Source organism: Brachyspira sp. G79 (assembly GCF_002379365.1).
Classification (GTDB): domain Bacteria; phylum Spirochaetota; class Brachyspiria; order Brachyspirales; family Brachyspiraceae; genus Brachyspira.
The window spans coordinates 2,558,205-2,582,708 of record NZ_JQIU01000008.1; the positions used below are offsets into that span (position 1 = coordinate 2,558,205).

General features: G+C 27.9%; 20 protein-coding genes, 1 tRNA gene and 1 pseudogene. 6 read left to right on the forward strand and 16 right to left on the reverse strand.

Features of this window, described 5'->3' with window-relative positions; translation table 11 throughout:
- From KQ44_RS14505 to KQ44_RS12740, 9 genes are all read right to left on the reverse strand, one after another.
- A partial coding sequence (locus KQ44_RS14505; protein ID WP_168171277.1) for a hypothetical protein occupies positions 1-594 on the reverse strand: 594 nt, incomplete at its 3' end.
- A gap of 86 nt (positions 595-680) precedes the next feature.
- Positions 681-872: a hypothetical protein gene (locus KQ44_RS12705; RefSeq protein ID WP_013113998.1), complete on the reverse strand. Its 192-nt coding sequence runs from the start codon at positions 870-872 to the stop codon at positions 681-683.
- Positions 873-1,383: 511 nt separating this feature from the next.
- Complete coding sequence (locus KQ44_RS12710; RefSeq protein ID WP_096737715.1) at positions 1,384-2,493, reverse strand: cell surface protein; 1,110 nt, start codon at positions 2,491-2,493, stop codon at positions 1,384-1,386.
- A 773-nt stretch (positions 2,494-3,266) separates the two neighbouring features.
- Complete coding sequence (locus KQ44_RS12715; RefSeq protein WP_096737716.1) at positions 3,267-4,301, reverse strand: N-acetylneuraminate synthase family protein; 1,035 nt, start codon at positions 4,299-4,301, stop codon at positions 3,267-3,269.
- A 163-nt stretch (positions 4,302-4,464) separates the two neighbouring features.
- Positions 4,465-4,537: transfer RNA gene (locus tag KQ44_RS12720), tRNA-Thr, on the reverse strand.
- Between the two features lie 71 nt (positions 4,538-4,608).
- Positions 4,609-6,930 (reverse strand): FtsX-like permease family protein, encoded by a 2,322-nt coding sequence (locus tag KQ44_RS12725; RefSeq protein ID WP_096737717.1) that lies wholly within the window; start codon positions 6,928-6,930, stop codon positions 4,609-4,611.
- A gap of 22 nt (positions 6,931-6,952) precedes the next feature.
- Positions 6,953-7,660 carry an ABC transporter ATP-binding protein gene (locus KQ44_RS12730; RefSeq protein WP_096737718.1) on the reverse strand — a complete coding sequence of 236 codons (708 nt, stop codon included), beginning with the start codon at positions 7,658-7,660 and terminating at the stop codon, positions 6,953-6,955.
- A 29-nt stretch (positions 7,661-7,689) separates the two neighbouring features.
- Positions 7,690-8,886: a bifunctional phosphopantothenoylcysteine decarboxylase/phosphopantothenate--cysteine ligase CoaBC gene (gene coaBC / locus KQ44_RS12735; RefSeq protein ID WP_096737719.1), complete on the reverse strand. Its 1,197-nt coding sequence runs from the start codon at positions 8,884-8,886 to the stop codon at positions 7,690-7,692.
- A 150-nt stretch (positions 8,887-9,036) separates the two neighbouring features.
- The gene (locus KQ44_RS12740; protein WP_096737720.1) at positions 9,037-10,647 is read right to left on the reverse strand and encodes a peptide ABC transporter substrate-binding protein; all 1,611 of its coding nucleotides are present in this window, start codon (positions 10,645-10,647) and stop codon (positions 9,037-9,039) included.
- Positions 10,648-10,936: 289 nt separating this feature from the next.
- On the opposite strand from KQ44_RS12740, the gene KQ44_RS12745 reads away from it, so the two are divergent.
- The 4 genes and pseudogenes from KQ44_RS12745 to tlyC all read left to right on the forward strand — a co-directional run bounded on the left by KQ44_RS12745 (position 10,937) and on the right by tlyC (position 15,618).
- Complete coding sequence (locus tag KQ44_RS12745) at positions 10,937-11,806, forward strand: PhoH family protein (RefSeq protein ID WP_240516651.1); 870 nt, start codon at positions 10,937-10,939, stop codon at positions 11,804-11,806.
- A gap of 33 nt (positions 11,807-11,839) precedes the next feature.
- Positions 11,840-14,347, forward strand: a complete 2,508-nt coding sequence (locus tag KQ44_RS12750) for an HDIG domain-containing metalloprotein (RefSeq protein ID WP_096737721.1) — start codon at positions 11,840-11,842, stop codon at positions 14,345-14,347.
- A pseudogene (gene ybeY / locus KQ44_RS12755) lies at positions 14,347-14,783 on the forward strand (rRNA maturation RNase YbeY). The gene KQ44_RS12750 and the pseudogene ybeY overlap by 1 nt, the downstream one beginning before the upstream one ends.
- A 13-nt stretch (positions 14,784-14,796) precedes the next feature.
- Positions 14,797-15,618, forward strand: coding sequence for a hemolysin C (gene tlyC / locus KQ44_RS12760; protein WP_096737722.1), 822 nt, complete (start codon positions 14,797-14,799; stop codon positions 15,616-15,618).
- Positions 15,619-15,899: 281 nt separating this feature from the next.
- On the opposite strand, the gene KQ44_RS12765 is transcribed toward tlyC, so the two are convergent.
- The 3 genes from KQ44_RS12765 to KQ44_RS12775 form a co-directional block, all read right to left on the reverse strand.
- Entirely contained in the window at positions 15,900-17,210 is a 1,311-nt protein-coding gene (locus KQ44_RS12765; RefSeq protein ID WP_096737723.1) for an NCS2 family permease, read from the reverse strand.
- A 297-nt stretch (positions 17,211-17,507) separates the two neighbouring features.
- Positions 17,508-18,446, reverse strand: a complete 939-nt coding sequence (gene lgt, locus KQ44_RS12770; RefSeq protein ID WP_096737724.1) for a prolipoprotein diacylglyceryl transferase — start codon at positions 18,444-18,446, stop codon at positions 17,508-17,510.
- 115 nt (positions 18,447-18,561) lie between these two features.
- Positions 18,562-19,305 (reverse strand): hypothetical protein, encoded by a 744-nt coding sequence (locus KQ44_RS12775; protein ID WP_096737725.1) that lies wholly within the window; start codon positions 19,303-19,305, stop codon positions 18,562-18,564.
- Between the two features lie 253 nt (positions 19,306-19,558).
- Between KQ44_RS12775 and KQ44_RS12780 the strand changes: the two genes are divergently transcribed.
- Positions 19,559-19,855, forward strand: coding sequence for a hypothetical protein (locus tag KQ44_RS12780; RefSeq protein WP_096737726.1), 297 nt, complete (start codon positions 19,559-19,561; stop codon positions 19,853-19,855).
- 9 nt (positions 19,856-19,864) lie between these two features.
- Positions 19,865-21,199 (forward strand): tetratricopeptide repeat protein, encoded by a 1,335-nt coding sequence (locus tag KQ44_RS12785; RefSeq protein WP_096737727.1) that lies wholly within the window; start codon positions 19,865-19,867, stop codon positions 21,197-21,199.
- A gap of 94 nt (positions 21,200-21,293) precedes the next feature.
- Here KQ44_RS12785 and KQ44_RS12790 read toward each other — a convergent pair whose 3' ends face one another.
- The 4 genes from KQ44_RS12790 to KQ44_RS12805 form a co-directional block, all read right to left on the reverse strand.
- Entirely contained in the window at positions 21,294-22,001 is a 708-nt protein-coding gene (locus KQ44_RS12790; RefSeq protein WP_096737728.1) for a hypothetical protein, read from the reverse strand.
- A 192-nt stretch (positions 22,002-22,193) separates the two neighbouring features.
- Positions 22,194-23,120: a 1-phosphofructokinase gene (gene pfkB / locus KQ44_RS12795; protein ID WP_096737729.1), complete on the reverse strand. Its 927-nt coding sequence runs from the start codon at positions 23,118-23,120 to the stop codon at positions 22,194-22,196.
- Between the two features lie 305 nt (positions 23,121-23,425).
- Positions 23,426-23,677: a PepSY-like domain-containing protein gene (locus KQ44_RS12800; RefSeq protein ID WP_096737730.1), complete on the reverse strand. Its 252-nt coding sequence runs from the start codon at positions 23,675-23,677 to the stop codon at positions 23,426-23,428.
- A 46-nt stretch (positions 23,678-23,723) separates the two neighbouring features.
- Positions 23,724-24,338: a PepSY-like domain-containing protein gene (locus tag KQ44_RS12805; RefSeq protein WP_096737731.1), complete on the reverse strand. Its 615-nt coding sequence runs from the start codon at positions 24,336-24,338 to the stop codon at positions 23,724-23,726.
- Positions 24,339-24,504: the final 166 nt, after the last annotated feature.

Here is a 24,504-nt window from a genome sequence, read left to right on the forward strand (position 1 = left end):
TAAATCTAACATTGTTAAAAAATCTTTATAAAATGATTTATAATTGGCTCTTACCGTTTTTGAATTATCAAGAACAGAATTTCCTTCAGAATAATATAATAACTTATAAAATACCACATCTAAATCATTTCCATAATCATTTATCATTTTTTTTAATTTTTTATGCAAATCTGATAGCTTTGAATATTCATCATAACCTGATGGCGAAAATGCTTGACATCTATATGAATTATCTGTAATATCAAATTCTGAAAGATAAAAACCGCCTATATTAGAAGAAAGATTTATTTTATCAGTACCTGTTTTATTTTCTAAGTAAACAATATTATGACCAAAAAGTTTTGTATAATTTAAATTTAGGTCTATTTTTGGGGTTTTAATAGAATAAGAAAATCTAATACCTCTTTCAGTATCCATTATAGTAAAATAATAATCATCTGTAACTAATACATAATATATTTCCTTATCTTTCCTCTCATCTGAATATGAAGATTCATCTTTACTTAAATCTATAACCGTAACATTATCAGGTATTTCAAAAGAAAATAACATTGAATTTATAATAAAAATAAAAAATACCAATAATTTATTCATTATTTACTCTCCTTAATAAATATAAAAAATATGTAGTGGATAATATTCATCTAATATTATCCACTAATTTAAGAAATTAACTTTTATTACTTTTTACCAAATCCGCTAAGTATATTAGTGATAATAGCTATCTTATTTTCAAACTCATTAAGATCTCTTTTAGCATTAATATCATTAGGATTTTTCTGCACTCTTGCTTCAGCATTTGCTTTTCTAGAATAAGTTCCTCTTAGTGTAGCTTCTAATGTAGATTTTGGCATTTTTGTGTAATCTGGCATAATAATAGCCTCCTTAAATTAAATTTAATATAAATAAAAAATTGCAATAAATTACAATTTAATACTTGCTGTTTTAAATAATTCTTTGCAATGCCGAAAGAGATGGCATTAATATATTTAAGTATTTCCAAAGATTGAAATAAATTTTTGCTAGTTATTTGATAGAATGAGTTTATAAAGTTTAGTAAGATATTATAATACGATGCGATTAAACAACATAATTAAATAAACCTTATATTAGTATTTTCATTAATTAAGTATATAATATAATTAACATTTGTCAATATTTTACAGCAATTATTATTAGGTTTTTATTGTTTGTGTATAGCATTTTAAATTTAAATAACGCTTGGGCGGGTGCAATTTTTGAAGTGAAGACTTAGAAGATTTAATCAAAGTTTATATAAAAATAAAGCTTTTAAATCTAAAAGGGCGGGATTAGAATAAGTTTAACAAAATATGGCAGGGATTAAAATTAAGCCCTGCCTTTATATTTTATGACAACGATGTTTTACTGAGCATTAGGATTTAAAGAAGGTAAATACCAAGTGATACCAGTGTTGGCACCGAATGCTATAGGCAAACCGTTTACTGGAGACTGTATTTTAGGTACTCCGTTATTTACGTCCATTTCAAAGTACCATTCTAAAGCTTCTATAGGTCTTACATAAACTTCTCCATATGCTGACCAGTATACACTATGTACAAGTTTGCTTCCTTTTTTTCCATCATCTTCAACTCTATATCCTAAACCGGGTTCAAATATAAAATTTACAATATCAGTATTAACGCTTAAAGATATACTAGGAAGTATTCTCAAATCATAAGGGTTTCTGTCATATGCTTCTTCTCCTGCACTTGCTTTACGAGTTGCAATAACAGACCATGCTTTAATATCAGATGTATAACTGCTTGTCATAACAGCTTTTCCTTTAGCATCTAAAGCAGAAGCGAAATCTATTCTTAAGAAAGGATTAACCACTACATTATCTATTATAGTGTTTAAGAAGTGAAGTCTTAATTGGAAACTTAAATTTTTAGCTGAATATTCTTCTGCTGCTTGTTTATAGGAGTTTTGACCATAGTTAAATTCAAATCTTATATAGTTGAAAGCATCTATTCCAGTATAGTATCTTACTTGTGCAGGTATGCTCAAACCAAAATAGTCAGTTCTTCCATTTCCTACATCATCTTTTTTACTGATACTTACAGGTATTGCTGCTCTTAAATTATTATTAACAGCATTAAATACTACTACAGGTGTATGAGCATCAACCATTTTGCTATTATCCCCTGAAACATTATTCATAGTATAATTGTATCCCACACCAACACCAAAACCATCACCAGTATATCCTATACCTCCAGATATAGTAGCTTCTAAATTTGTATTTGCTCTTGATGTGAAAATCTGACCAGTTAATCCTGTATTAGCCTTAAAACCGAAAGTACCTTTAATAGTTCCATTTCCTAGTGTAAAGCCCAACTGATTCATTCTAGCTCTTAGCTGATTTCCATGAATAAGAAAGAATACCCAAGTATTATCAGCACCATACATACCAAATACTGAACTGCCTGCTAATACAAAAATAGCAGTTACCATTAATAAAAATTTTCTCATTTTGCTCACTCCTAAGGTTTTTATATTTTATAGTTTTAGTCTAGGAAAATTATTTTTGGAATTCAAATTTTTTTTTGATTTTTTTAAAAAATCTAATTTTTTTTGTAATAATTTTTATGTTTGGTATATAGTTAAACAATTATATTTTTTATTGTCAACTTTTTTACAAGACTTTGCCAAAGTTTTATACATACCTAAATATATTTCCTTTAGTAGAATGTATATTTATATAAAAACGTAAGTACTGATTTCTTATATGTAGTAAAACAAATTTATGATAATACTTGAAATTTGTATCCACATTGCAAAAGGAATGTTTAAAGATTTGTATTTTATCAAATGCAATTTTTTAATGAAGTAAAACGGATTTGGCAGAGTTTTGATTTTTATAGCAATTTATATAATTTACTATGTCTGCGAAGAGCTGTAGTGTTATTAAGTATGGCTAGTCTCCACAAATACTAAAATTTAAAAATTTATTTTTTGACAAACTTTAGTTATTTATGAATGTAATTATAATTTATTTATAACATAATATATTTTTGTTAATCAATAAAATATGTTTTATATGTATAATAGTTAATTTGTTTTGTAAAATAATAGGTAAATCAGCTGCATACCACTTCGGGTACTTCCTTACTTCGTTTGCGTTGACATTCGATAATGGTTAGATAATACCGTGCTGAAGGTGCCTACGAAGCGTCCCGAACGAAGATGAGGGAAATCTAGCTAAAGTTGACAAACTATATTTGTTTGGGTATACACTGATAATATTATTTTTTTAAATCTTTAAAGCTTAATGCAGTACATGATTTTTTATCAACTTTCAGAGTTTTGCCTATAACTTTTTTATAGTCTTTTGCTGGTATTCCAACACAAGGTCTCAGAGTGATAATATCTTTTTCTGTTATTGTTTCACCTTTAAGCATAGCATGATTTAAATAAACACCTCTTTTAGCATATACTAGTTCTTTTTTCTCCTGTTTACTTAGTACATGTTCTTTTTTAATAGCAGATGATCCTCCAAGCATAGTTAAAGTGTTGTCCATATATTTTATAAGTTTTTTCATATTATCAGTATCCAAACTTATAATATGATCTCCTTCTTTTTTTTCTGGTGTTATAGTAAAGTGTTTTTCTATTATTTTAGCTCCAAGAGTTAGTGCAATAATAGGGGCTTCTATTCCTATTGTATGATCCGAGTATCCTATTATTGAGTTTTTAAATATTTTATTCATTATTGATATTCTATTTAATCTGGCATTTTCCATAGGGGTAGGGTATTCTACAGAACAATGAAGTAATGCTATTTCATTATTTTTTAATATTTTTAAAGCTTCTTTTATATCTTTATTAAGAGCAAGTCCAGTTGAAAGTATAACAGGTTTTTTTGTTTTAGCTGCTGCTTCAAGAAGAGGAATATTGTCTATATCACATGAGGCTATTTTGATTACAGGTATATCATAATAATTTATATCATTAATAGATTCCACAGAAAAAGGAGTTGTTATAAACATTATTTTATTTTTTTTAGCTTCTTTTATGAGAGGTTCATACCATTCTTTTTTTAATACTATATTATCAACACCGTCAAGTGCATTGTCATTAAGTTTTAATGCTTTGGTATATTCTTTAGTGGCAAATAATGTTTTTTGAGTGAAACTCTGAAACTTTACAGCATCGGCTCCTGATTTGGCCGCTTCCTGAACTAATTTTATAGCAGAGTTCAAATCTCCTTCATGATTGCATCCTGCTTCAGCTATTAGAAAATATCCTTTTTTGTTTATTAAGTCTTTTAATTTAATCATAATTATATATACCTCTTCCTAGTAAGATACTATTACTAATATATTATCGAAATAGATATATAATTATTTATTAATATTTTATGAAGATATTAGGAATGTTTTTAATAATTGTAAATTATATTTTGATTTATTAAAGTAGATATAAGAGTGTTAAAAAAAAATGAGCTGGTGATGGGACTTGAACCCGCAACCGGCTGATTACAAATCAGCTGCTCTGCCAATTGAGCTACACCAGCGAAGTGATTATTATTATACTATAACTATAAAAAAAGTCAAGCATAAAACATAATTTTTTATTATTATTTTTTTATTCTTCTCTGTCTTTTAAGCCTTCTACCATATCCAGTTTATTAATATAATGTGTACTCATAAGAGCTACCAAAAATATTACGGCTATAAGCAGTATTACAGCAAGTCCGTAGCTTGAACTGTATACATGAGGTACAAAAGAGAATAACTTGCTTGAGAATGGCTTTTTAACAAGATAAAGTATTCCATATCCTGCGGCTATTCCCAAAGGTATGGCAACTATTACTTGTGTGATAGTTTCTTTTAATGAAGCTATCATAATTTCTTTGGTAGTATATCCCATAACTTTAAGAAGTGTAAACTCGTATCTTCTTGTAGCAAGAGTAATAACACCTACACCATAAAGAGAAGTAGCACCAAGTAGGAATGCTATAAATATAAGTATCTGTACAAGCAAATATATTGTTGCTATTTGATTTTTATATGCTTCATATTCATCATTTCTAAAACTATAATATGACACTTCTTTACTGTTATCTAATATATCTTTTATTTCTTCTTTAGAGGTGTTAGTTTCAGTAGTTAAAAATAAAGTATTATAAACGTCCTGAACTTCAAATGTTTCTTCAGCAAAATCTTTATCCATATAAATATAAAACATACCCTGCTGTTCTACAAATTTACTAACCTTTACTCTTCTTGAAATACTGTTTCCAAGTGTGTATAGTTCTATTCCTATATAGTCATTTTCTTTTACTTTTAATTTGTCTGCTAAATATTTAGGAATCATTACAGAATCTTCTTTATTTTCATTATTTGGTATATCAAGAGAAGAAAAACTGTCTTTGTATATCAAAGTAGGTATGTATAAACTTTCTGAGTCTTCTCTGAAAGCTGGATAAAGTCTTGACTGATAAATAGCAGCTTTATCAAAATATTTTATATTTTTGTTTGTAAGTATATCAGAATTATCTTCCCATTTAGTAGGACTTATAGTAGCAGTAACATCATACAATGCAAACTTTTCATATAATGTATATAAAAAGTAGTCAAAAGAGTTATTAAACCCTTGAGCAAATATAGTCATACTAATTGCTGCAAACATTCCCCAAAGAGAGGCTAAATATCTAGTTTTGCTTCTTGAAGCATTTTTTATGGCATATCTTGTATTAAAAGAAAGTTTATTCCATATTTTGAATCTTTCTATAAAAGTTTTTCCTGCACCTTTAGGAGGCTCACCTCTCATTGACTGAGCAGGGTTGAGCTTTAATATTGAAACAGCAGCTAAAAGATTAGAAAATATACATACAAATAATATAATTAAAGCAGATATTATCCATAAATCTATATAAATATTGTATGTAAAATTAGGCATATCAAATATATTTCCAAGTGCATTGAATATAGGAGGAAGAAGGAATTTACTTGCTATAAAGGCTAAAAGTATACCGAAGAATGATACCAAAAAAGAATATTTGATATACATAAACATAATAGAAAAATCAGTAAGCCCTATAGCTTTCATAATGCCTATCTGTTTTCTTTCGACAGCAACATTTCTTCTTTGTATAATATATAAAAGAAGTATAGCCATCAAAAGAAGTATAGAAGGACAAATATATGAAAAAGAATCTATTTGAAGTAAAGTCTGTTCATAGTTTACATAATTTACTGACTGTTCTCTGTCTGTAAAGAAGAATATTTTTTGTTTTAATTTAGTTCTTATTAAGTTTTCAGTATTATTTTTATCAGCATCTTCTTTATATTTTATATAAATTGAATTGTAAGGCACATAATTAAAATTATCTTCGCTTATTTCTATAACAGCGAAATCTTTGGCTTCAGAGGCTGTACTTGCACCGTCTTTAAAAAGAAATACATAATTAGGATAAGATACCAAAGCTGCTATAGTAAAAGAGTTGGTTTTATCATTAAAAGTTAATTCTACAGTATCTCCTAGTTTAAGAGAATTAGCATCAGCAAAATTTTTGTTAATAGCTATTTCATTAGTTTCTAATTCATATTTTCCTTCATAGATATAAGGCTTATTTATTCTATTTTTTGAACTGTCAGTTCCGTAAATAATAGCATCAATATTATTTATTTTGCCCTGAAATCTATGTTTAGCTTCTGCTTTATCAATACCTTTCATATCTTTTAAGATGTCTATATCATTATCGTCGAACATTCCAAATAATACTAAATCATCTAATGCATTTTCTTCAAAGTAATTTTCAGCAGATAGTTTGAAGTCTCTATATACAGTTTTTACAGCAACAAAGAAAAGTACAGCCAATGTTACTATAAATACTGCTGACATAAATATCGCAAGCTGTTTATATATTTTTCTAAATAGTAGTTTGGTTTTTATATTAATCATTATTTGTTTACCGTTTTTATTTTTACCACTCTATCTCTTCTGGATTTAGAGGTTTCTCTACATCATATTTATCTAATACTTCACCGCTAAGAATCTTTACTACAGTATCAGCCATCTTGGCTATTTCTTTACTATGAGTAATTAATACTATGCTTGTTCCTAGATTTCTATTTAAATCTCTAAGTATTTTTAAAGCCATAATACCAGTTTTATTGTCTAATGCTCCAGTAGGCTCATCACATAATACTACTTTAGGTTTTTTAGCTATAGCACGTGCTATACTTACACGCTGCTGCTCTCCGCCTGATAATTCTGTAGGATAATGTTTTATTCTGTTTTCAAGACCAAGTAATTTTAAAGCCTCTTCTGCATTTGTTCTTGAAAGCCCAGTTATTTCAGTAGAAAACTCTACATTCTCTATAGCAGTTAAATTAGGAAGCAGATTATAGCTTTGAAATACAAAACCGATATTTTCTCTTCTGAATTTAGCTAACTTTTTATTGCTGTAATGAGAAATGTCTTCGCCCAGAAATAATACCTGTCCGCTTGTAGGTTTATCCAAAGCCCCTAGTATATTAAGCAAAGTGCTTTTTCCAGAACCGCTAGGTCCTAGTATAGCAGTAAGTTTTCCTTCTTCTATTGTAAGATTAACAGATTTTAAAGCCTGAGTAGCTCCGCCTCCATGACCGTATACCTTACTAATTTCTTTTATTTCATAAAGATAACTCATTATACAAAATCCCGTAATAATATTATTTTCTAATTATAACCATTCTTTTTTTTCCATTCATAAACGGCTATATTTACTATTTCTACAGCACATTCTCTTTTACTCAATATAGGGTATGATTTAAATCTTCCGTCTTTAAAAAAGATAGTTATTTTATTGGTATCTTTACCTATAGAGTCTTTTATTTTATTTGCCACTATCATATCAGCACCTTTTCTATTCATCTTATCAACAGCATAATTTTTAAGCTCCTCATCATTTTCTGCAGTTTCAGCAGCAAAAGATACTATCAGCGTAGATTTTTGCTTTTTTTCTTTGGCAGACGCTAGTATATCAGAATTTTCTATTAAATCTATAGAGTTTATATTTTGTTTCTTTATCTTTTTGTCAGAATAAACAGCAGGTCTGAAATCCAAAGGGGCAGCCGCCATTATAAGTATATCAGTATTATCAAGTTCATTAAGCACCGCTTCTTTTAATTGTTCTGTGGTGTCAATTTTTATCTTTTTATCATTTCCTTTTACATTTAAAAGAGTATTTACTTCGCCCTCTATATATACAGAACTTCCTCCGTTATTATATATTTCTTCATATATTGAAGAGCCCATCTTACCGCTTGAAGTATTTGTTATATATCTTATAGGGTCTATCCATTCTTTAGTAGCACCGGATGTTATAGTAAACTTTATATTTTTGTATTTATTATTTTCTTTTGTAATTTTTTTTATTATAGTTTCAAAATCGGCTAATCTTCCAACCCCAGTATCATGGCATGCCATATTTCCGCTTTCAGGCTCTATTATATTATAGTTAAGCTCTTCTATTAGATATTTGGCATTTTTTTGTACTGCTTTATTGAGCCACATATGAGGATTCATAGCTGGTGCAAAATATTTATCTTTTGTATATGCACATGCTATAGTGCTTACAGCATCATCGCATATTCCATTAGCTATTTTGGATATTATATTGGCATCGGCTGGGGCTATAAGCAGTATATCTGTTTCTTTATTTATATTTATATGTCTTAGAACATCATCTTCCTGCCATAAATCAGTTATTACTTTATTTGTGCTCATAGTTTCAAGTGCTTTTAATCCTACCATATTTTGAGCATTTTTAGTAACGGCACAAATAACATCATGCCCTTCCTTTTTTAGCATACTTACTAACATTGGGGTTTTGTATGCAGATATTGAACTTGTTATGGCAAGCAAAATTCTCATAGTTTATTAAAAAGTTTTAAAACTTTAATATTTCCTTATAAACTTTAATATTATTAATTATATACTACTATAAATAAAAAAATAGTCTATATATTTTTTATTTTTTATACAAAAAATATATAAAAAATATATAGACTTATTATTATTTTATTATTTTTCTTTGTATGCCTGAGTAAACTTATGCATAGCCAAGTCATCATAATAAACATCTTTCAATTTAGGAGAAACTAATAAAGGTTCTGTATAGAAATACATAGGAATTATAGCAAAACTATTAACCAATAATTCTTCAGCCTTATGCATAGCTTCCATTCTAATATTTTGATCTCCTGTGCTTAAAGCTGTTTGTATATATGCGTCATACTGAGCATTACTATATGAGCTATAATTGTTAGGAGAATAACTTGTATACAAAGCGAGGAAGTTTATAGGATCATTAAAATCTCCAAACCAGCCTCCGCGGCACATAGTAAGATTTTTGTCATATCTAGTTTGTAAAAATACTGCCCATTCTTCCTGAACTATTTTAGTATCTATTCCCAAATTTTCTTTCCACATCTGCTGTACTGCTTCAAATATAGCTATATGAAATCCAGGGTCTGCTTTAAACTCAAACACAGGAAAGCCTTTTCCATCTGGATATCCAGCTTCAGCCATTAATCTTTTAGCCTCTTCTACATTATTTTTATAATTTTCACTGCTTATATCAAAAAAACCGCCACCATTTTCTCTAAAACTTCCATTATTAACATCTTTTATACCATATGGAACAAAAGCATTTGCAGGAGTTTCTCCGCCTTTAGTGACTTGTTCTACTATATAGTTTCTATCTATTGCTAAAGCTAAAGCCTTACGTACTCTTATATCACTTAAAACTTCATTTGTAGTATTTAAACAGTAAAAATATGAAGCTAGCATTGGTTTTATTTGAAGAAGACCTTCTTTTTGCAATGTTTGTATATCTTGAGTAGGTAATATTCTTGAGAAATCTATAGAGCCTTCTTTTACACCAGCAACAGAAGCAGTTTCATTTTGCATAAGTACAAATTTTAACTCTTCAGGTACAATAGCTGAGTAATTCCAATAATTAGTATTTTTTATCATTATAATGCTTTCATCTTGATTTATTTCTTTAGCCATAAAAGGACCATTTCCTATATATGTTTCAGCTTTAAGACTCCAAGCATCTCCATATTGTTCTATTATATCTTTTCTTACAGGATAAAATGTAGTAAAAGCAGTTAAATCCAAGAAATAAGCGGTAGGTGCTTCTAAAGTAACCTCTAATGTATAGTCATCTATAGCCTTAACTCCTAAACTATCAACAGGCATCTCTCCTGCAGTTATTGCTTTAGCATTTTTTACAGGCTCATGCTGAAAACTGTACTGACTTCCAACAGCAGGATCTACTACTCTTCTCCAGCTATAAACAAAATCATCAGCTACAACATTTTTTCCATCTGACCATTTTGCATTTGTTCTTAAATGAAATATATATCTAGTACCATTATCAAGTTCTTCCCAGCTTTCTGCAACACCGCCTACTATTTTTCCGTCTTTATCTTTAGTTGTTAATCCTTCAAATGCATGAATAACATAATAACAGCCGTCTAATGCTGTATTAAGAGTAGGGTCTATCGTTTTTGGCTGAGGTCCTGCATTAATAGTAATTGTGTTTTCATTATTTATACCTCCGCTCTTACAGGATACAGCAATGAATGACATTATCAAAAATATTACTGTTAATATACGATTATTCATTTTTATAACTCCATCATTAATTTTCATTTTTATATATAACATAATTATATAATATATATAAGTACTGTCAATGGTATTTTGTACATCATAAAAAATGTTTGAGGTGTGAAAAGATATAATATTTTTTTTGTAGTATTATATTGACAATAGATTTAATTTTATATATGATTTTAGTATAACATTATATTTATAAGGATTTTATATAATTAACAAGAAAGTATCAGGAAATAAAATTAAATTTAAGGATAATGAATCTTTTATTTCAATATGCGGTATTAATGATAAGAATTTGGAAATATTAGAAAATAAATTTAATGTTTCAATATACCCAAAGGGAAATGAATTAACAATAGAAGGCGATTCAAATAAAATAGAAGACACTCTTAAAGTTCTTTATATATTAAAAGATATGTATAACTCATCTGATGATATAACTATGCAGAAGGTTATAAGTATAGCAGATAATATTGAGAGCGATAAAGAAAATCAATTAATATCAATGCGTATAAAACTGCCGTATCTAGGACGAAGCATACAGATGAAAACAATTTCTCAAGGAGAATATTTATATAAAATGCAAAGAAGTGATATTGTATTTGCTTCTGGGGCTGCTGGTACAGGTAAGACTTTTTTATCAGTTGCTTATGCTATAAATTTGCTTTCTGAGGGAAGAGTAGAGCGTATAATTATAACAAGACCTGTAGTTGAAGCAGGGGAGAGTTTGGGATATTTGCCAGGAGATTTTAAAGAGAAAATATCTCCATATATGCGTCCTGTTTATGATGCTTTATATAGTCTTTTATCAAGTGATATTATATTAAGGTATACTGAAGAAGGAAAAATTGAAGTAGCTCCATTAGCATATATGAGAGGAAGAACTTTGAGCAAGTCTTTTATAATACTTGATGAAGCACAAAACACTACAGTTTCTCAGATGAAAATGTTTTTAAGCAGAATAGGCGAAAAATCCAAAGCGGTGATAACTGGAGATATATCGCAAAGCGATTTACCAAATAATGTGGAATCTGGTCTTGAGAATGCTTTGAAAATTTTAAAAGGAATAAACGGTATAAGTTTTCATCATTTTGATAAAAAAGATGTAATAAGACATCATCTAGTTTCTGCGATTTTGGCTGCATATGATAATGCAGGTAAATAAAATATTTTATTTATGGAAGGTTTATAATTTAATATGAATACAAATAAAAAAATAATGAAATCAGTTATAAATAAAACTCCAAATATAGAAAGAGTTTTTCAATTAATAATAGCTATAGTATTGTATCTTTTTACTTTATTTTTGGTCTTTCCTACATATATGCAAAAGGCTACAGTACCTTCAGTAGGCGATATAGTAAAAGAGCCTCTAATAGTTAAACGCAATGTAAAATATGAAAATAAGGAAGAAACACAAAAACTTGTATATTATGCTAAGGCCGCTGTAGCTCCTATATTTGACATGCCTAAAAATATAGAGTATGAAACTATATCTAAAATAAGCAATATGTTTTCATTTATGAGAATATCTTATGATAATAATGTTTCTATTGATGATATGTACAATCAGTTTTTAGCACTTCATAATGAACCTATAAATAAATCAGTATTTTCAAATGCTGTTGTTAATGAACTTAATATAGGGTATGAGTCTAAAATAATAGAAACTATTAAAGAACTATTTAGCGTAGGAGTTATATCTAGGGGAAATTTGAGTTCTGATACTTTGAATCTTATACTTGATAATGGAATATTTATATACAGATATGATGATTATTTAGTAGAAGAAAGAGTGCTTCCAAGAAACAGAGTGTTTTTTTTGGAAGATTTAAGAATGGAGCTTCCTTCTATAGTAGGGGCAAAATATAGAAATCTTAATATAAATCATATTAATACAATATCATCTATAGTCAATGCTTTTTTAAGAGATAATCTTATATATAATTCTGTGCGTACAAAAGACAGAATGAATGATGTTGTCTCTTCAATACCTCCAGTTTATAACATGATAAAAAAAGGATTTGTGATTTTAAATGTAGGAGAGAGAGTAACAGAAGAAAAGGCTGAGCTTATAAGAAATTTATTCGGTAATAATTTTGAAAATTATAATATTTCTATTCTGATAGGGCAGGCTTTATTTATACTTCTGCTTTTTGCTTTTATTGGTTTCATTATATTTAAATACAAAATACCTTTTTATATAAATTTTAAAAACTATATTCTATTTTGTATAGAGTATGTCGTTATTGTAAGTATTACATATTTATTTTATAATCATATATCATATAAATTATTGGATACATATATACCTTTTTATATTTATACATTTATTCCTATGTTTGGTATGATAAACTCATTATTAGGAGCTAGAAGAGGTATATCATCTGTAGTAACTTTAGGTATTACACTTCTTGCGGCAAATATTGCTCAGGCTAATATATTTGAAATATCAGCATTATTTCTTATATCAATATTAGCTTCTATACTTTCTAGAAAAATTAATAGCAGATATGCTCTTTTATGGATAGGTTTTATGATAGGTGTATATTTGAGCTTAATGTCATTAGTAGGAATGCTACTTAATAATGAAATTAATATCACTTATTTAACTTTTATTTTCTCATTTGTAAGCGGATTTACTCAGGCTATACTTGTGATGATATTTCTTCCTATATGTGAATATATGCTTGAAACAGCTACTATATTCAGACTCCAGGAGCTTTCTGACTTGAATAATCCACTTCTTAGAAAACTTCAGATGAATGCACCTGGTACTTATCACCATTCTATCAGTATGGCCAATCTTGTAGAAACTATAGCAGAAGAGATAGGAGAGGATGCTAGACTTGCCTGTGTATCAGCATATTATCATGATATAGGTAAAATGGAAAATCCGCTTTACTATATAGAAAACTCTAATGTTAATGAAAACAGACATAACAAATTGAAACCTACACTTTCTGCTTCTATAGTAAAAGCTCATGTACGTTTGGGTGTTGAGATAGCCAAAAAATATAGACTGCCTAAAGAGGTTATAGCCGCTATAAAAGAACATCATGGTACAAGTTTAATAAAATATTTTTATGTAGAGGCTATAAAAGAAAATCCTGATGTTGATATTAATTTATTTACTTATCCTGGACCTCGTCCTCAGTCTAAGATTACAGCTATATTGATGATTCTTGATTCTATAGAGGCAGCAAGCAGAACTTTGGATTCTCCTAAAAGAGAGGATTTGGAGATGCTTATAGATAATATTGTTAATGGCAAAATGTCTCAGGGCGAGCTTAATGACAGCGGACTTACTTTAAAAGATATAGAAATTATTAAAAGAATATCATTCCAAAAAATTATAGTTTCTTTGCATGAAAGAATAAAGTATCCTGAACTTCCAGAAGAGAAAAATGAAAAATATCAGTCAGAAGAAAATGACAAGGATATCAAAGATACTAAAGATATTAATAAAGATAACAAAAAACAGCCCGCAAAAGATAATAAAGATAATAAAGATAATAAAGATAATAAAGAAAGCAGCGATGCTGTAAAAAAAGTAAAAAAAGAAACTGAAAAGATAAAAGAAAAAATAAAAGAGAAAATATCAAAAAAAACTCCTATAAAACATAAAAATGAGAAAGATGAATTAAAATATAATGCCAAAGAAAATAAGGAAAATAAAGAAAACAAGGATACTGTAAAAAAATAATGAAAGTTAATGTGTTTAATGAAACGTATTATGATATTGATATAAAGTACTATAAATATTTTTTATATAATTTATTAATTGTTTCTGAAGTAAAAGGAGATGTTAATCTTTTATTTTGTGATGATGAATATATAAAAAAACTTAATAATGATTTTAGAAATAAGAATAAAGCAACTGATGTATTAACATTTCCTATGGGAGATGCTGATGAAGGAGGGGATATAGTTATTTCTTATGAATGGGTAAAAAACAGATACAGCGAAGAGAAGATAAAAAAACAGTATTAAAACTTATTATACATTCTGTGCTTCATCTTAAAGGCATACATCATAATTATAGCAAAAAATCACTTATGGAAAATAATGAAAAGATGAAAGAATTATATTATAGGGTAATAAAATATATAAAAGATAATAGAAAAAAACATAACTTTTAAGGATATATATAAAATGTCAATAAAAAAATTAATATCTAAAATAACTAAGAAAAAGGATAATGATACTGAAAAAAATAATTATATAAATTTATCAGCATTAACAGAGCCTGAAAGAGAAATTATAATAAATACAATAGAATTAAAATCAAAAAGTGTAAGAGAGATAATGGTTCCAAGAGTAGATGTTGTTATGCTTCCAATAGAGTCTTCTTATGATAAGGTAATAAAGGCTTTTAATAAAGACAGAAACTCAAGAATACCTATATATAAAGACGGTATAGATGATATAGTAGGTGTTTTGTATGTAAAGGATTTGATAGATACAGATGATAAAAACTTTTCTCTAAAAAAAATTCTTCATAAGCCCTTATTTGTACCAATATCAATATCTTTAATGGAGCTTTTAAAAAACTTTAGAGAAAAGCAGATTCATATTGCTATGGTAGTAGATGAATACGGCGGTTTTTCAGGCATAGTATCTATGGAAGATGTTCTTGAACAGATTATAGGCGATATTAGAGATGAGTATGATGAAGAAGATGAAGAGGTAAAGAGTAATGATGATGGTACTTATCTTGTAGATGCTAGGGCAAGAATAGAAGATTTTAATAAATACGGAATACTTCCGCCTATACCTGATGATGAGGCAGATACTGTAGGAGGATTTTTATTTTCATATTTGGGAAGGCTTCCTAAAAGAAATGAGGCTATAGAGTATAAGGATTATTCTTTTACAGTTGTTGGAAAGAGTGGAAACATTGTTACTAAAATAAGAATAGAGAAACTCAAAAAAGAAAGTAAAGATAATAACGATAATAATATAGATGATGAATGATTTTATTTTTATAAATTAAAATATTAGTTTATATGAATAAAAAATATACCTAAACAAATACAGTTTGCTAAAAAATTAATTTTTTAAATTTAGATATTTGCGGTCAATAATGCTGTGTGCTGCGTAGCAGCGCAGTTCTTTTATTGCGTCTGTTTACAAGCAGCTAAATGGGGGAGTGAGGATGGAGTGCAGCAGGCTTTGACAAAAGTTGAATAAAAAATTAAATAAAAAAGAGAGGATATTTATTCATATCCCCTCTTAGTTAAATGCTATAAATCAATTTAACCTAAAAAACCCTGTATAACTGGCATAAGTATTTTTATTAAAAGAAGTGCTGATAATATCCAAGTTAATAAAGATATATCCTTAGTTTTACCAGAAACAAATTTTAATATAGTAAAAGATAATACCCCGAAAGTAATACCTTCAGCTATACTATATGCAAAAGGCATAAATATTATACATATAAATGCAGGTATTGATTCCGTATAATCATCAAAATTAATTTCTAATATAGGAGTCATCATAAATAATCCTACTATTATCAAAGCAGGAGCAGTTGCAGCAGAAGGTATAGCTAAAAATAAATGTGATAAAAATAATGATACAGTGAATAAAGCAGCAACTACCAAAGAAGTAAGACCAGTTTTACCGCCTTCAGCAACACCTGAAGCACTTTCTACATAAGTAGTAACAGTAGATGTTCCGAGGCATGCCCCTACAACTGTACCTACTGCATCAGCAAATAAAGCCTGCTTACATCTTGGTACTTCTCCGCCCTTTGTAAGCATATTGGCTTTGGTACAAACACCTACTAATGTACCTACTGTATCAAACATATCTACAAAAAGAAAAGTAAATAGAACTATAAACATATTAGGACTAAGTATATTACTGAAATCAAGTTTAAAAGCTATAGGTTCTAATGAAGGAGGTATAAAACTTGCATCTGGAGAAAGTTTTGTAAGCCCCATAGGAATGCCTATTATAGTAGTAATAAATATTCCTAATAAAATAGCTCCTTTAACATTGTATGCAAGTAAAATAGCTGTGATAATAATACCTAATATAGCAAGAAGTCCGCTTCCAGAAGTAATGTTTCCAAGTCCAAGCAAAGTAGAATCATTATTAACTATTATCTTAGCATTCTGAAGTCCTATAAAAGCAATGAATAAACCTATTCCCACAGAAATAGCTCTTTTCATATTAACAGGTATACTATTAACTATCGCCTCTCTTACATTGAATATTGTAAGAACAACAAATATAATACCTTCTATAAATACCGCTGTTAAAGCTGTCTGCCAGCTGTATCCCATACCAAGAACTACAGTAAAAGCAAAAAAGGCATTAAGTCCCATACCTGGAGCTAAAGCAAAAGGCAAATTAGCAAGTAAAGACATTATTAGTGTTGCTATGATAGCTGATACTACAGTAGCCGTAAAAACAGCTCCTTTATCCATACCTGTAGCACTAAGTATATCAGGGTTTACTGCCAATATATATGCCATAGTCATAAAAGTAGTAAAGCCTGCTATCACTTCTGTTTTTACATTTGTGCCATGTTCTTTCAGCTTAAAAAACTTTTCCATAAATATATCCTTTATCATTTTTTATCACAGTAATATCAATATTGTGAAAGCTATACTATATATGAGTATTATAATTTTTGCAATATTTTTTTGAGAATAAATTATAAGACAAATATAATAATTGTAAAAAATGAATGAAACTTTTACTTATAAAAAATATTAAAATTAAAAATAATACTCTATTTTATAAAATAGAATATTATAATATATTTATAGAAATTTTATAATAATGATTAAAAAATAAAATCCTAATATCATACTAGGCTCTATTACTTACTAAGTTAATTGTCAATCAATTTATTTCTTTTTATTCTTTTTGGTTTCTTTTGTATTCACTTCAAGTGCGGTATTATCTTTTCTTGTGTAAATATATATAAGCATAACAGCCCCTATTATCACCATAGGCACAGAATAAATAGCTCCTGCCGTAATTGGTCCTACAGTCCATTCTGTAATATCACGAGCGAACTGTTCTATTAAAGTTCTAAAAAGCCCATAAAGCAAAATCCATACCCAAAGTCTTGTACCAGGTCTTATTTTTTTATTCTTCTCACTTAAATATCCTATTAAAAAAGAAACAAATGCAAGAACCAAGCCTTCAAGAAAAGCCTCATATAACTGCGAAGGGTGTCTAGGTTCAGTATAAGGTCTTATCGCCCCAAACATAGAAGCCCATCTTTCATAACCGCCTACTGCATCATATAATGGAAATTTCAGCCCTAAAAAAGAATCTGTAACGCGTCCGTAAAGTTCGGCATTCATAAAGTTGCCAATCCTTCCGAAAAATAAACATAAACTTGCAGGCAGAGTTGCGTTATCTGTAATATTATAAAAATCATATTTATACTTTTTGCTGAATATAAATAATGCTATAAACATACCTATAAATCCGCCATGAAATGACATTCCAGCAAAACCAGTGAAAGTAAATCCATTATCAAGATTAATACCAAATATTTCCCAAGGAGTTAAAAAGCTCTGAGGCGAGTAAAAAATAAAGTATCCTATTCTAGCACCTACTATAGCACCAACAGCAGCATAAAAAACCATGTCATATATACCGCCGTTTTTTTCATCAGCATTAAATTTTATCCAGCCTCTTTTCTTCACAAAATATAAAACTATACATGATGTTATAATACCTACTATATACATAAGTCCATACCACCTTATAGCCCCTAATATAGGTATGCTTGGCGGAAATACGAACGGAGTAAAAAATTCAGGATAAGTCATATGTTTTCCTTTATTTTATTTATTATATTATTTTTTATAATAACCTATAATCTATAATTAATGTAATTTTTTAATATAGGATAATACATTGAAATGATTAATCTATCAAGTATTTTTATTTAGTTTTATTATAAAGCTGTCTTTTACCTAAAATATCCAAAGACCTTTTAGCTTCCAAAAATAAAATATCTTCATTACTATATTCATTTATAAAACTATTTAGTATATCTCTGCTTTTAAAAAAATTAAATGCTGATAAACAAGTTAAAGATTTCCATACAAGAAGTTTATCATCTTTATATTTATCTATTAGATTAATTATATATTTAAGATTTTTTTCATTTTGTAAAGTTTCATTATAAAAACACATATACCCGAAAGAATCTGCTGCCTCATAAATCTTTATCAAATCATCACTTTGTAAAACTTCTATTAATACATGTAAAATATCTGCTTTCATCTTTGCTAAAGTTCTAGCTATTATATCTCTAGGTAGAGGATATGATTTTTTTAATGATACTTTTTTTGGCAATTTTTTATACTGATTATTTCCTATTTTTCCAAGATATTCAGCCATCTTTCTAGCTGTATCGATATTTCCAGCCTCAAGAGTCTCGCATATGGCTATCTTAGTATACAAACTATCCTCTTCAGACAAACATAGCAGTAAATAATCTGCTGCCTTATCAGTATAATGTTTTAAATTGACAGCAGCGGATGTTCTTACTGATGCGTCATTATCATTTAAACAATATATAAGTTCTTCTAATGATTTGTCTTTAAGCAAAATAACATCTTCTTCTAATGGAAGACCTCTGTATTTAAGTTTGTCCAAATCGGATTTTAAATTATGTTTCATGGCAAATATGATATTAAATTTTTTACAAATATGCAATAAAAATCAAGAAAATTTTAGTTAATCGATTATATGATTCTAAAAAACAGTATATTTTTATTATAAGGCATGTAAATGATTTTTTTACTAAAAATTAATAAAAATGGTACGAAATTTTTAATAAATTTTAATAAATTCTATTTTACAAGCTGAAATTTAATGAAATTTATTGCAAATTTTCAGCTATATTCTATAATTTGACAGAGGTATTAATCCTATGCTCGAAAAGGTAAAAGATTTTTATAAGACGAAGAAAATTTTATTTTTCGCCATTATTTTTATTTGGTTATTATTAACTATACTATCTGGAATATTAATAGGCTCATGTTCCAAACCGAAAGTTATACCATTAACACCAGAAGAGGAGAATTCAAAGGCTATTAATATTATTAAAGAAGACGAAGAAAAAATTTTAAAAGGGGAAATGCTTTCTACAAAAAATAACTTGGATTTCGATGAGCTTAAATACTCAAGGAATTACACAGAAAGCCGAAAAAATAATACTAACTTTTAGGAGATGATTATGCGTGTTTTTTTATGTTCTAGTATGTTACTTATGTTTACTATTTTCTCAGCAGCATTTGCTCAGGAAACAATCACTGTTAAGCCAGACGATAAAGTAGTAACTAATGAAACAGCTGCCCGTATTAAAGGCGGACCTTTAGAAAAAGACCTAGTAAAAACTGTAGATTTATCAGAAAATACACTATTTTCTATCAAACTAAATGCTACTAACTTCGACAGATACATACGTATAACAAGCTACTCTACTAATTTGGATTTTGTAAGATTTACAAGAGACAAAACTAATGCTTTTTTAACATTCAGAACTTTAACTGCTGGAATAGGAAAATTAGATTTCCAAGTAGATAATGAAGAAAATATAATCAGAAAATATTTCTATACTATAAATGTAACTAATAGTCAGGGAATAGCCTCTATGGAAACTAATGCTATATTAGAAGCGGATAATGATACTATGACTAATGAAATATCTACTAATACAGCTATGACTAATAATACAATGTCTACTAATACAATTATGACTAATGAAGTATCTTCTAATACAGTTATGACTAATGAAACAGCAAATACAACTATGACTAATGAAGCTAATAATATTTCTACTAATCAAAACAATACAGCCAATCAGCAGTCATCAGTTATAAAAAAACCCTCTGTTATGAAAGAAAATACTCAGGCTAAAGCACCTGTTGAATCTAATCCAGAAACTATAGCTTTATTTAAATCAGCAGAAGATTTAAAAAACATCAAAGATTATACTAATGCTGTTAATACTTATAGTAATGTAATCATTCAATATCCTAAATCAAAATATTCTGTTTACAGCTATTTTAGAATAGGGGATATTTATAATCAAAATAAAGACTATAATAATGCTTTTGATATGTATAAACAGGCATCTTCTTTGGAAAATGCAAATAATAATGAAAAAGCAGCAGCTCTTTATTCTATGGGAGTTGTAAAAAAGTCAGAAAATAAACTTGATGAAGCTATAGCTTATTTTAATGATGTTATGAATAAATACTCTTCTACTTCTATGTATGGAAATGCCGCTTATGAGATAGCTGACAGTTTAAAAACACTAGGAAGAATATCTGATGCTGCTCCTATATTAGAGAAGTCTTTAGAAGGAAATAATAAGTTTGCAAAACGCGGAGATGCTATACTTCTTTTAGCTGAAGTATATGAAAAAGGTGATAATAATACAAGAAATTTTGATAAAGCATATCAAACTTATAATCAGTATTTAGCTGAATACCCTACTTCTTCTAAAGCTAAATATGCTAATGACAGAAAAAATTTCTTATACCGCAATGCTGTTAATTTAAGATAATGATTATATTTTTTTAATAAAGCAAATAATTAAGGCCCTTTAGGAAAACTATTCTTAAAGGGCTTTCCTTTTATCAAAACAATAGAATAAAGTTTTATATTACATCAAAACTAATATCATCTATCAAATAAATATTTTCTTTGTGATTAGTTTTATCTGTTTTTTTAGGCTCGTCTTTAGCTTCAGAATTATTATTCTCTTCAATCTTTTCTTCTGATGAATTATCCTGATGATTTAATATAATTGATTCTATTTCTGAATTTTCTAATATAGTATCATCAAAATTGGCAGTTAAAATAAGCTCTTTTAATCTATTTAAATCATAAACATAAGTATATGTATGCCTTACATTATCAATATTCTCAAAAGCCCTTACAGCTAAAACATTATGTGATAAAAGCTCTTTTAAAAGTATTATACTTTTAAAAGAAGATGATTCCCGATTGGCAGATAATGAATAAAATTCTGTTTCTCCATATTTATTTACTGTATTTGTCCTAGGTTCATTTTTATCCAAACGGTATATAAGAGTTATTTTATCTTTATCATTAAATCTCTCTTTAAATATAATAGAAGGAGTATATAAGTTTATATTAATGGAGTTTTTATCGATTTTTATCATCAAAGTATTGAAATTCAAACTGTTTTCTTCCTGCTTTTTAATAAAAATAGATATTTCTTTATCATCTGTTATAGGGTCTGTTTTTTCAATTAAATACCACTCATTTATACCATAATACTCTCCGTATAGTATAAAAGAGTTAATAACCATTACAGAAGCTATTATAATTTTTTTTATCATGTTATCACTCCACCTTTACAATCTTAGTATATATTAAGATTGTTTTATTATTAAATCAATAAGAAATATAGATAATATAATTTTTTTTTACACTTTTAGTTTACATAACGATATTAATAGTTTACATATTAAAATAAAAAGAGCAGAAAGCCTACATTTAGATTTCTGCTCTATAAAAATAAATTGAAGTTTTTACTTCAAATTAATCTTTTTCACTTCTACTTTATCCAGCAAATTATTCATACTTTCAAATGTAGTAAGTCCTTCACTAAAAGCAGTTGCAGTTCCTGAAGCTATAGCATATTTATAAGAATCAATTATATTTAGATTTTGACTTATTCCATACACAATACCTGCTACCATAGCATCTCCAGCCCCTACAGAACTTACAAGCTCTCCCTCAGGAGCATTTCCTATATATGCCTCATCTTTATTAACTATAATAGAGCCTTCCTTTCCTAAGGATACTATAACATTTTCGCTTCCGTCTTTTACTAATTGCTGGGCATAAACAATTATATCATACACAGAACGTATATCCTTTCCAAAATACTCTGATAATTCTTTTTTATTAGGTTTAGTAAGAAAAACATTTTCTTTTACAGCTATTTTAAAAGCATTATCTCTGGAATCTACTATTACTCTAACATTATTTTTTGATTTTGTTTTGTTTATAATATCTTTATAAATATCTTCTTTTACAGAACTAGGTACACTTCCAGAGAGAACCAATATATCATTATCGGCTATATTATCAACAATAGAAAGTAATGCATCTATATTTTGCTGAAGTATTTTAGGAGATTTTCCCATTATCTCTGTTTCTTTTTTTTCTGTTTTTATTTTTACATTTATTCTAGTATCTTCTTCAAGTAAAATAAAATTATCTTTAATTCCATATTTATTTAAATCTGCCCTTATATATTCTCCAGTAAATCCGCCGCAAAAACCTAAAGCCATAGATTCAATTCCGAAATTTTTTAACACTTTAGAAACATTTATTCCTTTTCCACCTGCCAAAGTATATGAATTATTTACTTTGTTTAATTCTCCTTCTTCTAATTTATTCATATCCATATAGTAATCTACAGCAGGATTCAATGTTACAGTGTAAATCATAAATAACTCCTATATTTTATTTTTGATAAATAACATCTAATATATAGATTATACAAAAAAATAAAAAAATCAAATAAAAAACTTTATTATAATCTAAACAACTATAATTTATCAAAAATATATTTTTTAGTTATTAATTCAGTATATAAACATGATAAGTACAGTTAGCTATAACGGTCTTAGTAAAAAAATTGAATAAAATAATTTACAAATTAAAAAAATTCTAGTATTTACTGCAATAAAAAAGAACAGAGTATTAAATATATTATCCTCTGTTCTTTTATTTTTAATGTTTTATACTTATATTAATCGTCCCATTCCTGACCTAAAAGCTGTCCAGATTTATCAATGTACAATTCCATCATATTATTCATTTTTACTTTATACACATTATAGTGTTCCATTTCTACTGCCCAAATTTGAGCCTGAGGATATGTTCTTCTAGCTGTAGCAAGTACTGCTTGAGGAACCTGATTGAGAGGTACATACCAATCAGCAAATAAAGCTGAAGTGCTTAAAACTGTTAAAGCTACTAATAAACAAAGTATTTTTTTCATATTTTTTCTCCTTTTTTAATTAAATTATTTTTATAAAAATATTAAATTAATCGTCCCATTTCTGACCTAATAACTGTCCGTTACTATCTATGTATAATTCCATCATATTATTTAATTTTATTTCAAATGTAGTGAATTGTTTTTCTATTTTTATGATAGCAGCATTTGGATAAGTTCTTTTTATTGTATTCATAACATTCGCTGGAAGTATAGTAGTAGGCATATTTCCATAACATTTAACTTCTTTCCAATCACCATTAGGGAAGAAATCTATTTGTGTTCCGTTTTCTAAATATACTTCAATATCGTCCCAATCTCTTTCTATAAAAGTTACTTTTACATTAGCAAAATGCTGTTTTATAAAGTTTTGAGCATTCTGAGGTATAGAAGATAACTGTACTCCATATCCATATTGTGCATTATTTTGACCTTGCTGCTGAGTATAAGGGTCCTGATAATTATTTTGAGGGTCTGGCTGTACTTGAGGCTGACCATAAGGATCTTGATATCCTCCCTGACCCCCTTGCTGACCATAAGGGTCTTGATATCCTCCTTGACCTCCTTGCTGATTATCATAGTATCCATTATACTGGGCAAATAATGAACCTGTACATATTGCTAAAACAAAAAGTATTGATAATGATTTTTTTATTGTAGTCATAAACTATCCCCTTTATTATTATTTCATTTGTAAAGACATATTGTTTGCTAGTAAATTATCTTTACATTATAATTATAGTATATTTATTAAATAATGTCAATTAAATTTACTATTTTTTTACTAAAATTTTACATTTTTTGTAAATCGGTATAATATACTTCTTACA

Excerpts from the sequence above, each read along its gene's own strand:
- KQ44_RS12705 (WP_013113998.1), bottom strand. The coding sequence starts at position 872 with ATGCCAGATTACACAAAAATGCCAAAATCTACATTAGAAGCTACACTA.
- KQ44_RS12710 (WP_096737715.1), bottom strand. The coding sequence starts at position 2,493 with ATGAGAAAATTTTTATTAATGGTAACTGCTATTTTTGTATTAGCAGGC.
- KQ44_RS12715 (WP_096737716.1), bottom strand. The coding sequence starts at position 4,301 with ATGATTAAATTAAAAGACTTAATAAACAAAAAAGGATATTTTCTAATA.
- KQ44_RS12725 (WP_096737717.1), bottom strand. The coding sequence starts at position 6,930 with ATGATTAATATAAAAACCAAACTACTATTTAGAAAAATATATAAACAG.
- KQ44_RS12730 (WP_096737718.1), bottom strand. The coding sequence starts at position 7,660 with ATGAGTTATCTTTATGAAATAAAAGAAATTAGTAAGGTATACGGTCAT.
- coaBC (WP_096737719.1), bottom strand. The coding sequence starts at position 8,886 with ATGAGAATTTTGCTTGCCATAACAAGTTCAATATCTGCATACAAAACC.
- KQ44_RS12740 (WP_096737720.1), bottom strand. The coding sequence starts at position 10,647 with ATGAATAATCGTATATTAACAGTAATATTTTTGATAATGTCATTCATT.
- KQ44_RS12750 (WP_096737721.1), top strand. The coding sequence starts at position 11,840 with ATGAATACAAATAAAAAAATAATGAAATCAGTTATAAATAAAACTCCA.
- tlyC (WP_096737722.1), top strand. The coding sequence starts at position 14,797 with ATGTCAATAAAAAAATTAATATCTAAAATAACTAAGAAAAAGGATAAT.
- KQ44_RS12765 (WP_096737723.1), bottom strand. The coding sequence starts at position 17,210 with ATGGAAAAGTTTTTTAAGCTGAAAGAACATGGCACAAATGTAAAAACA.
- lgt (WP_096737724.1), bottom strand. The coding sequence starts at position 18,446 with ATGACTTATCCTGAATTTTTTACTCCGTTCGTATTTCCGCCAAGCATA.
- KQ44_RS12775 (WP_096737725.1), bottom strand. The coding sequence starts at position 19,305 with ATGAAACATAATTTAAAATCCGATTTGGACAAACTTAAATACAGAGGT.
- KQ44_RS12780 (WP_096737726.1), top strand. The coding sequence starts at position 19,559 with ATGCTCGAAAAGGTAAAAGATTTTTATAAGACGAAGAAAATTTTATTT.
- KQ44_RS12785 (WP_096737727.1), top strand. The coding sequence starts at position 19,865 with ATGCGTGTTTTTTTATGTTCTAGTATGTTACTTATGTTTACTATTTTC.
- KQ44_RS12790 (WP_096737728.1), bottom strand. The coding sequence starts at position 22,001 with ATGATAAAAAAAATTATAATAGCTTCTGTAATGGTTATTAACTCTTTT.
- pfkB (WP_096737729.1), bottom strand. The coding sequence starts at position 23,120 with ATGATTTACACTGTAACATTGAATCCTGCTGTAGATTACTATATGGAT.
- KQ44_RS12800 (WP_096737730.1), bottom strand. The coding sequence starts at position 23,677 with ATGAAAAAAATACTTTGTTTATTAGTAGCTTTAACAGTTTTAAGCACT.
- KQ44_RS12805 (WP_096737731.1), bottom strand. The coding sequence starts at position 24,338 with ATGACTACAATAAAAAAATCATTATCAATACTTTTTGTTTTAGCAATA.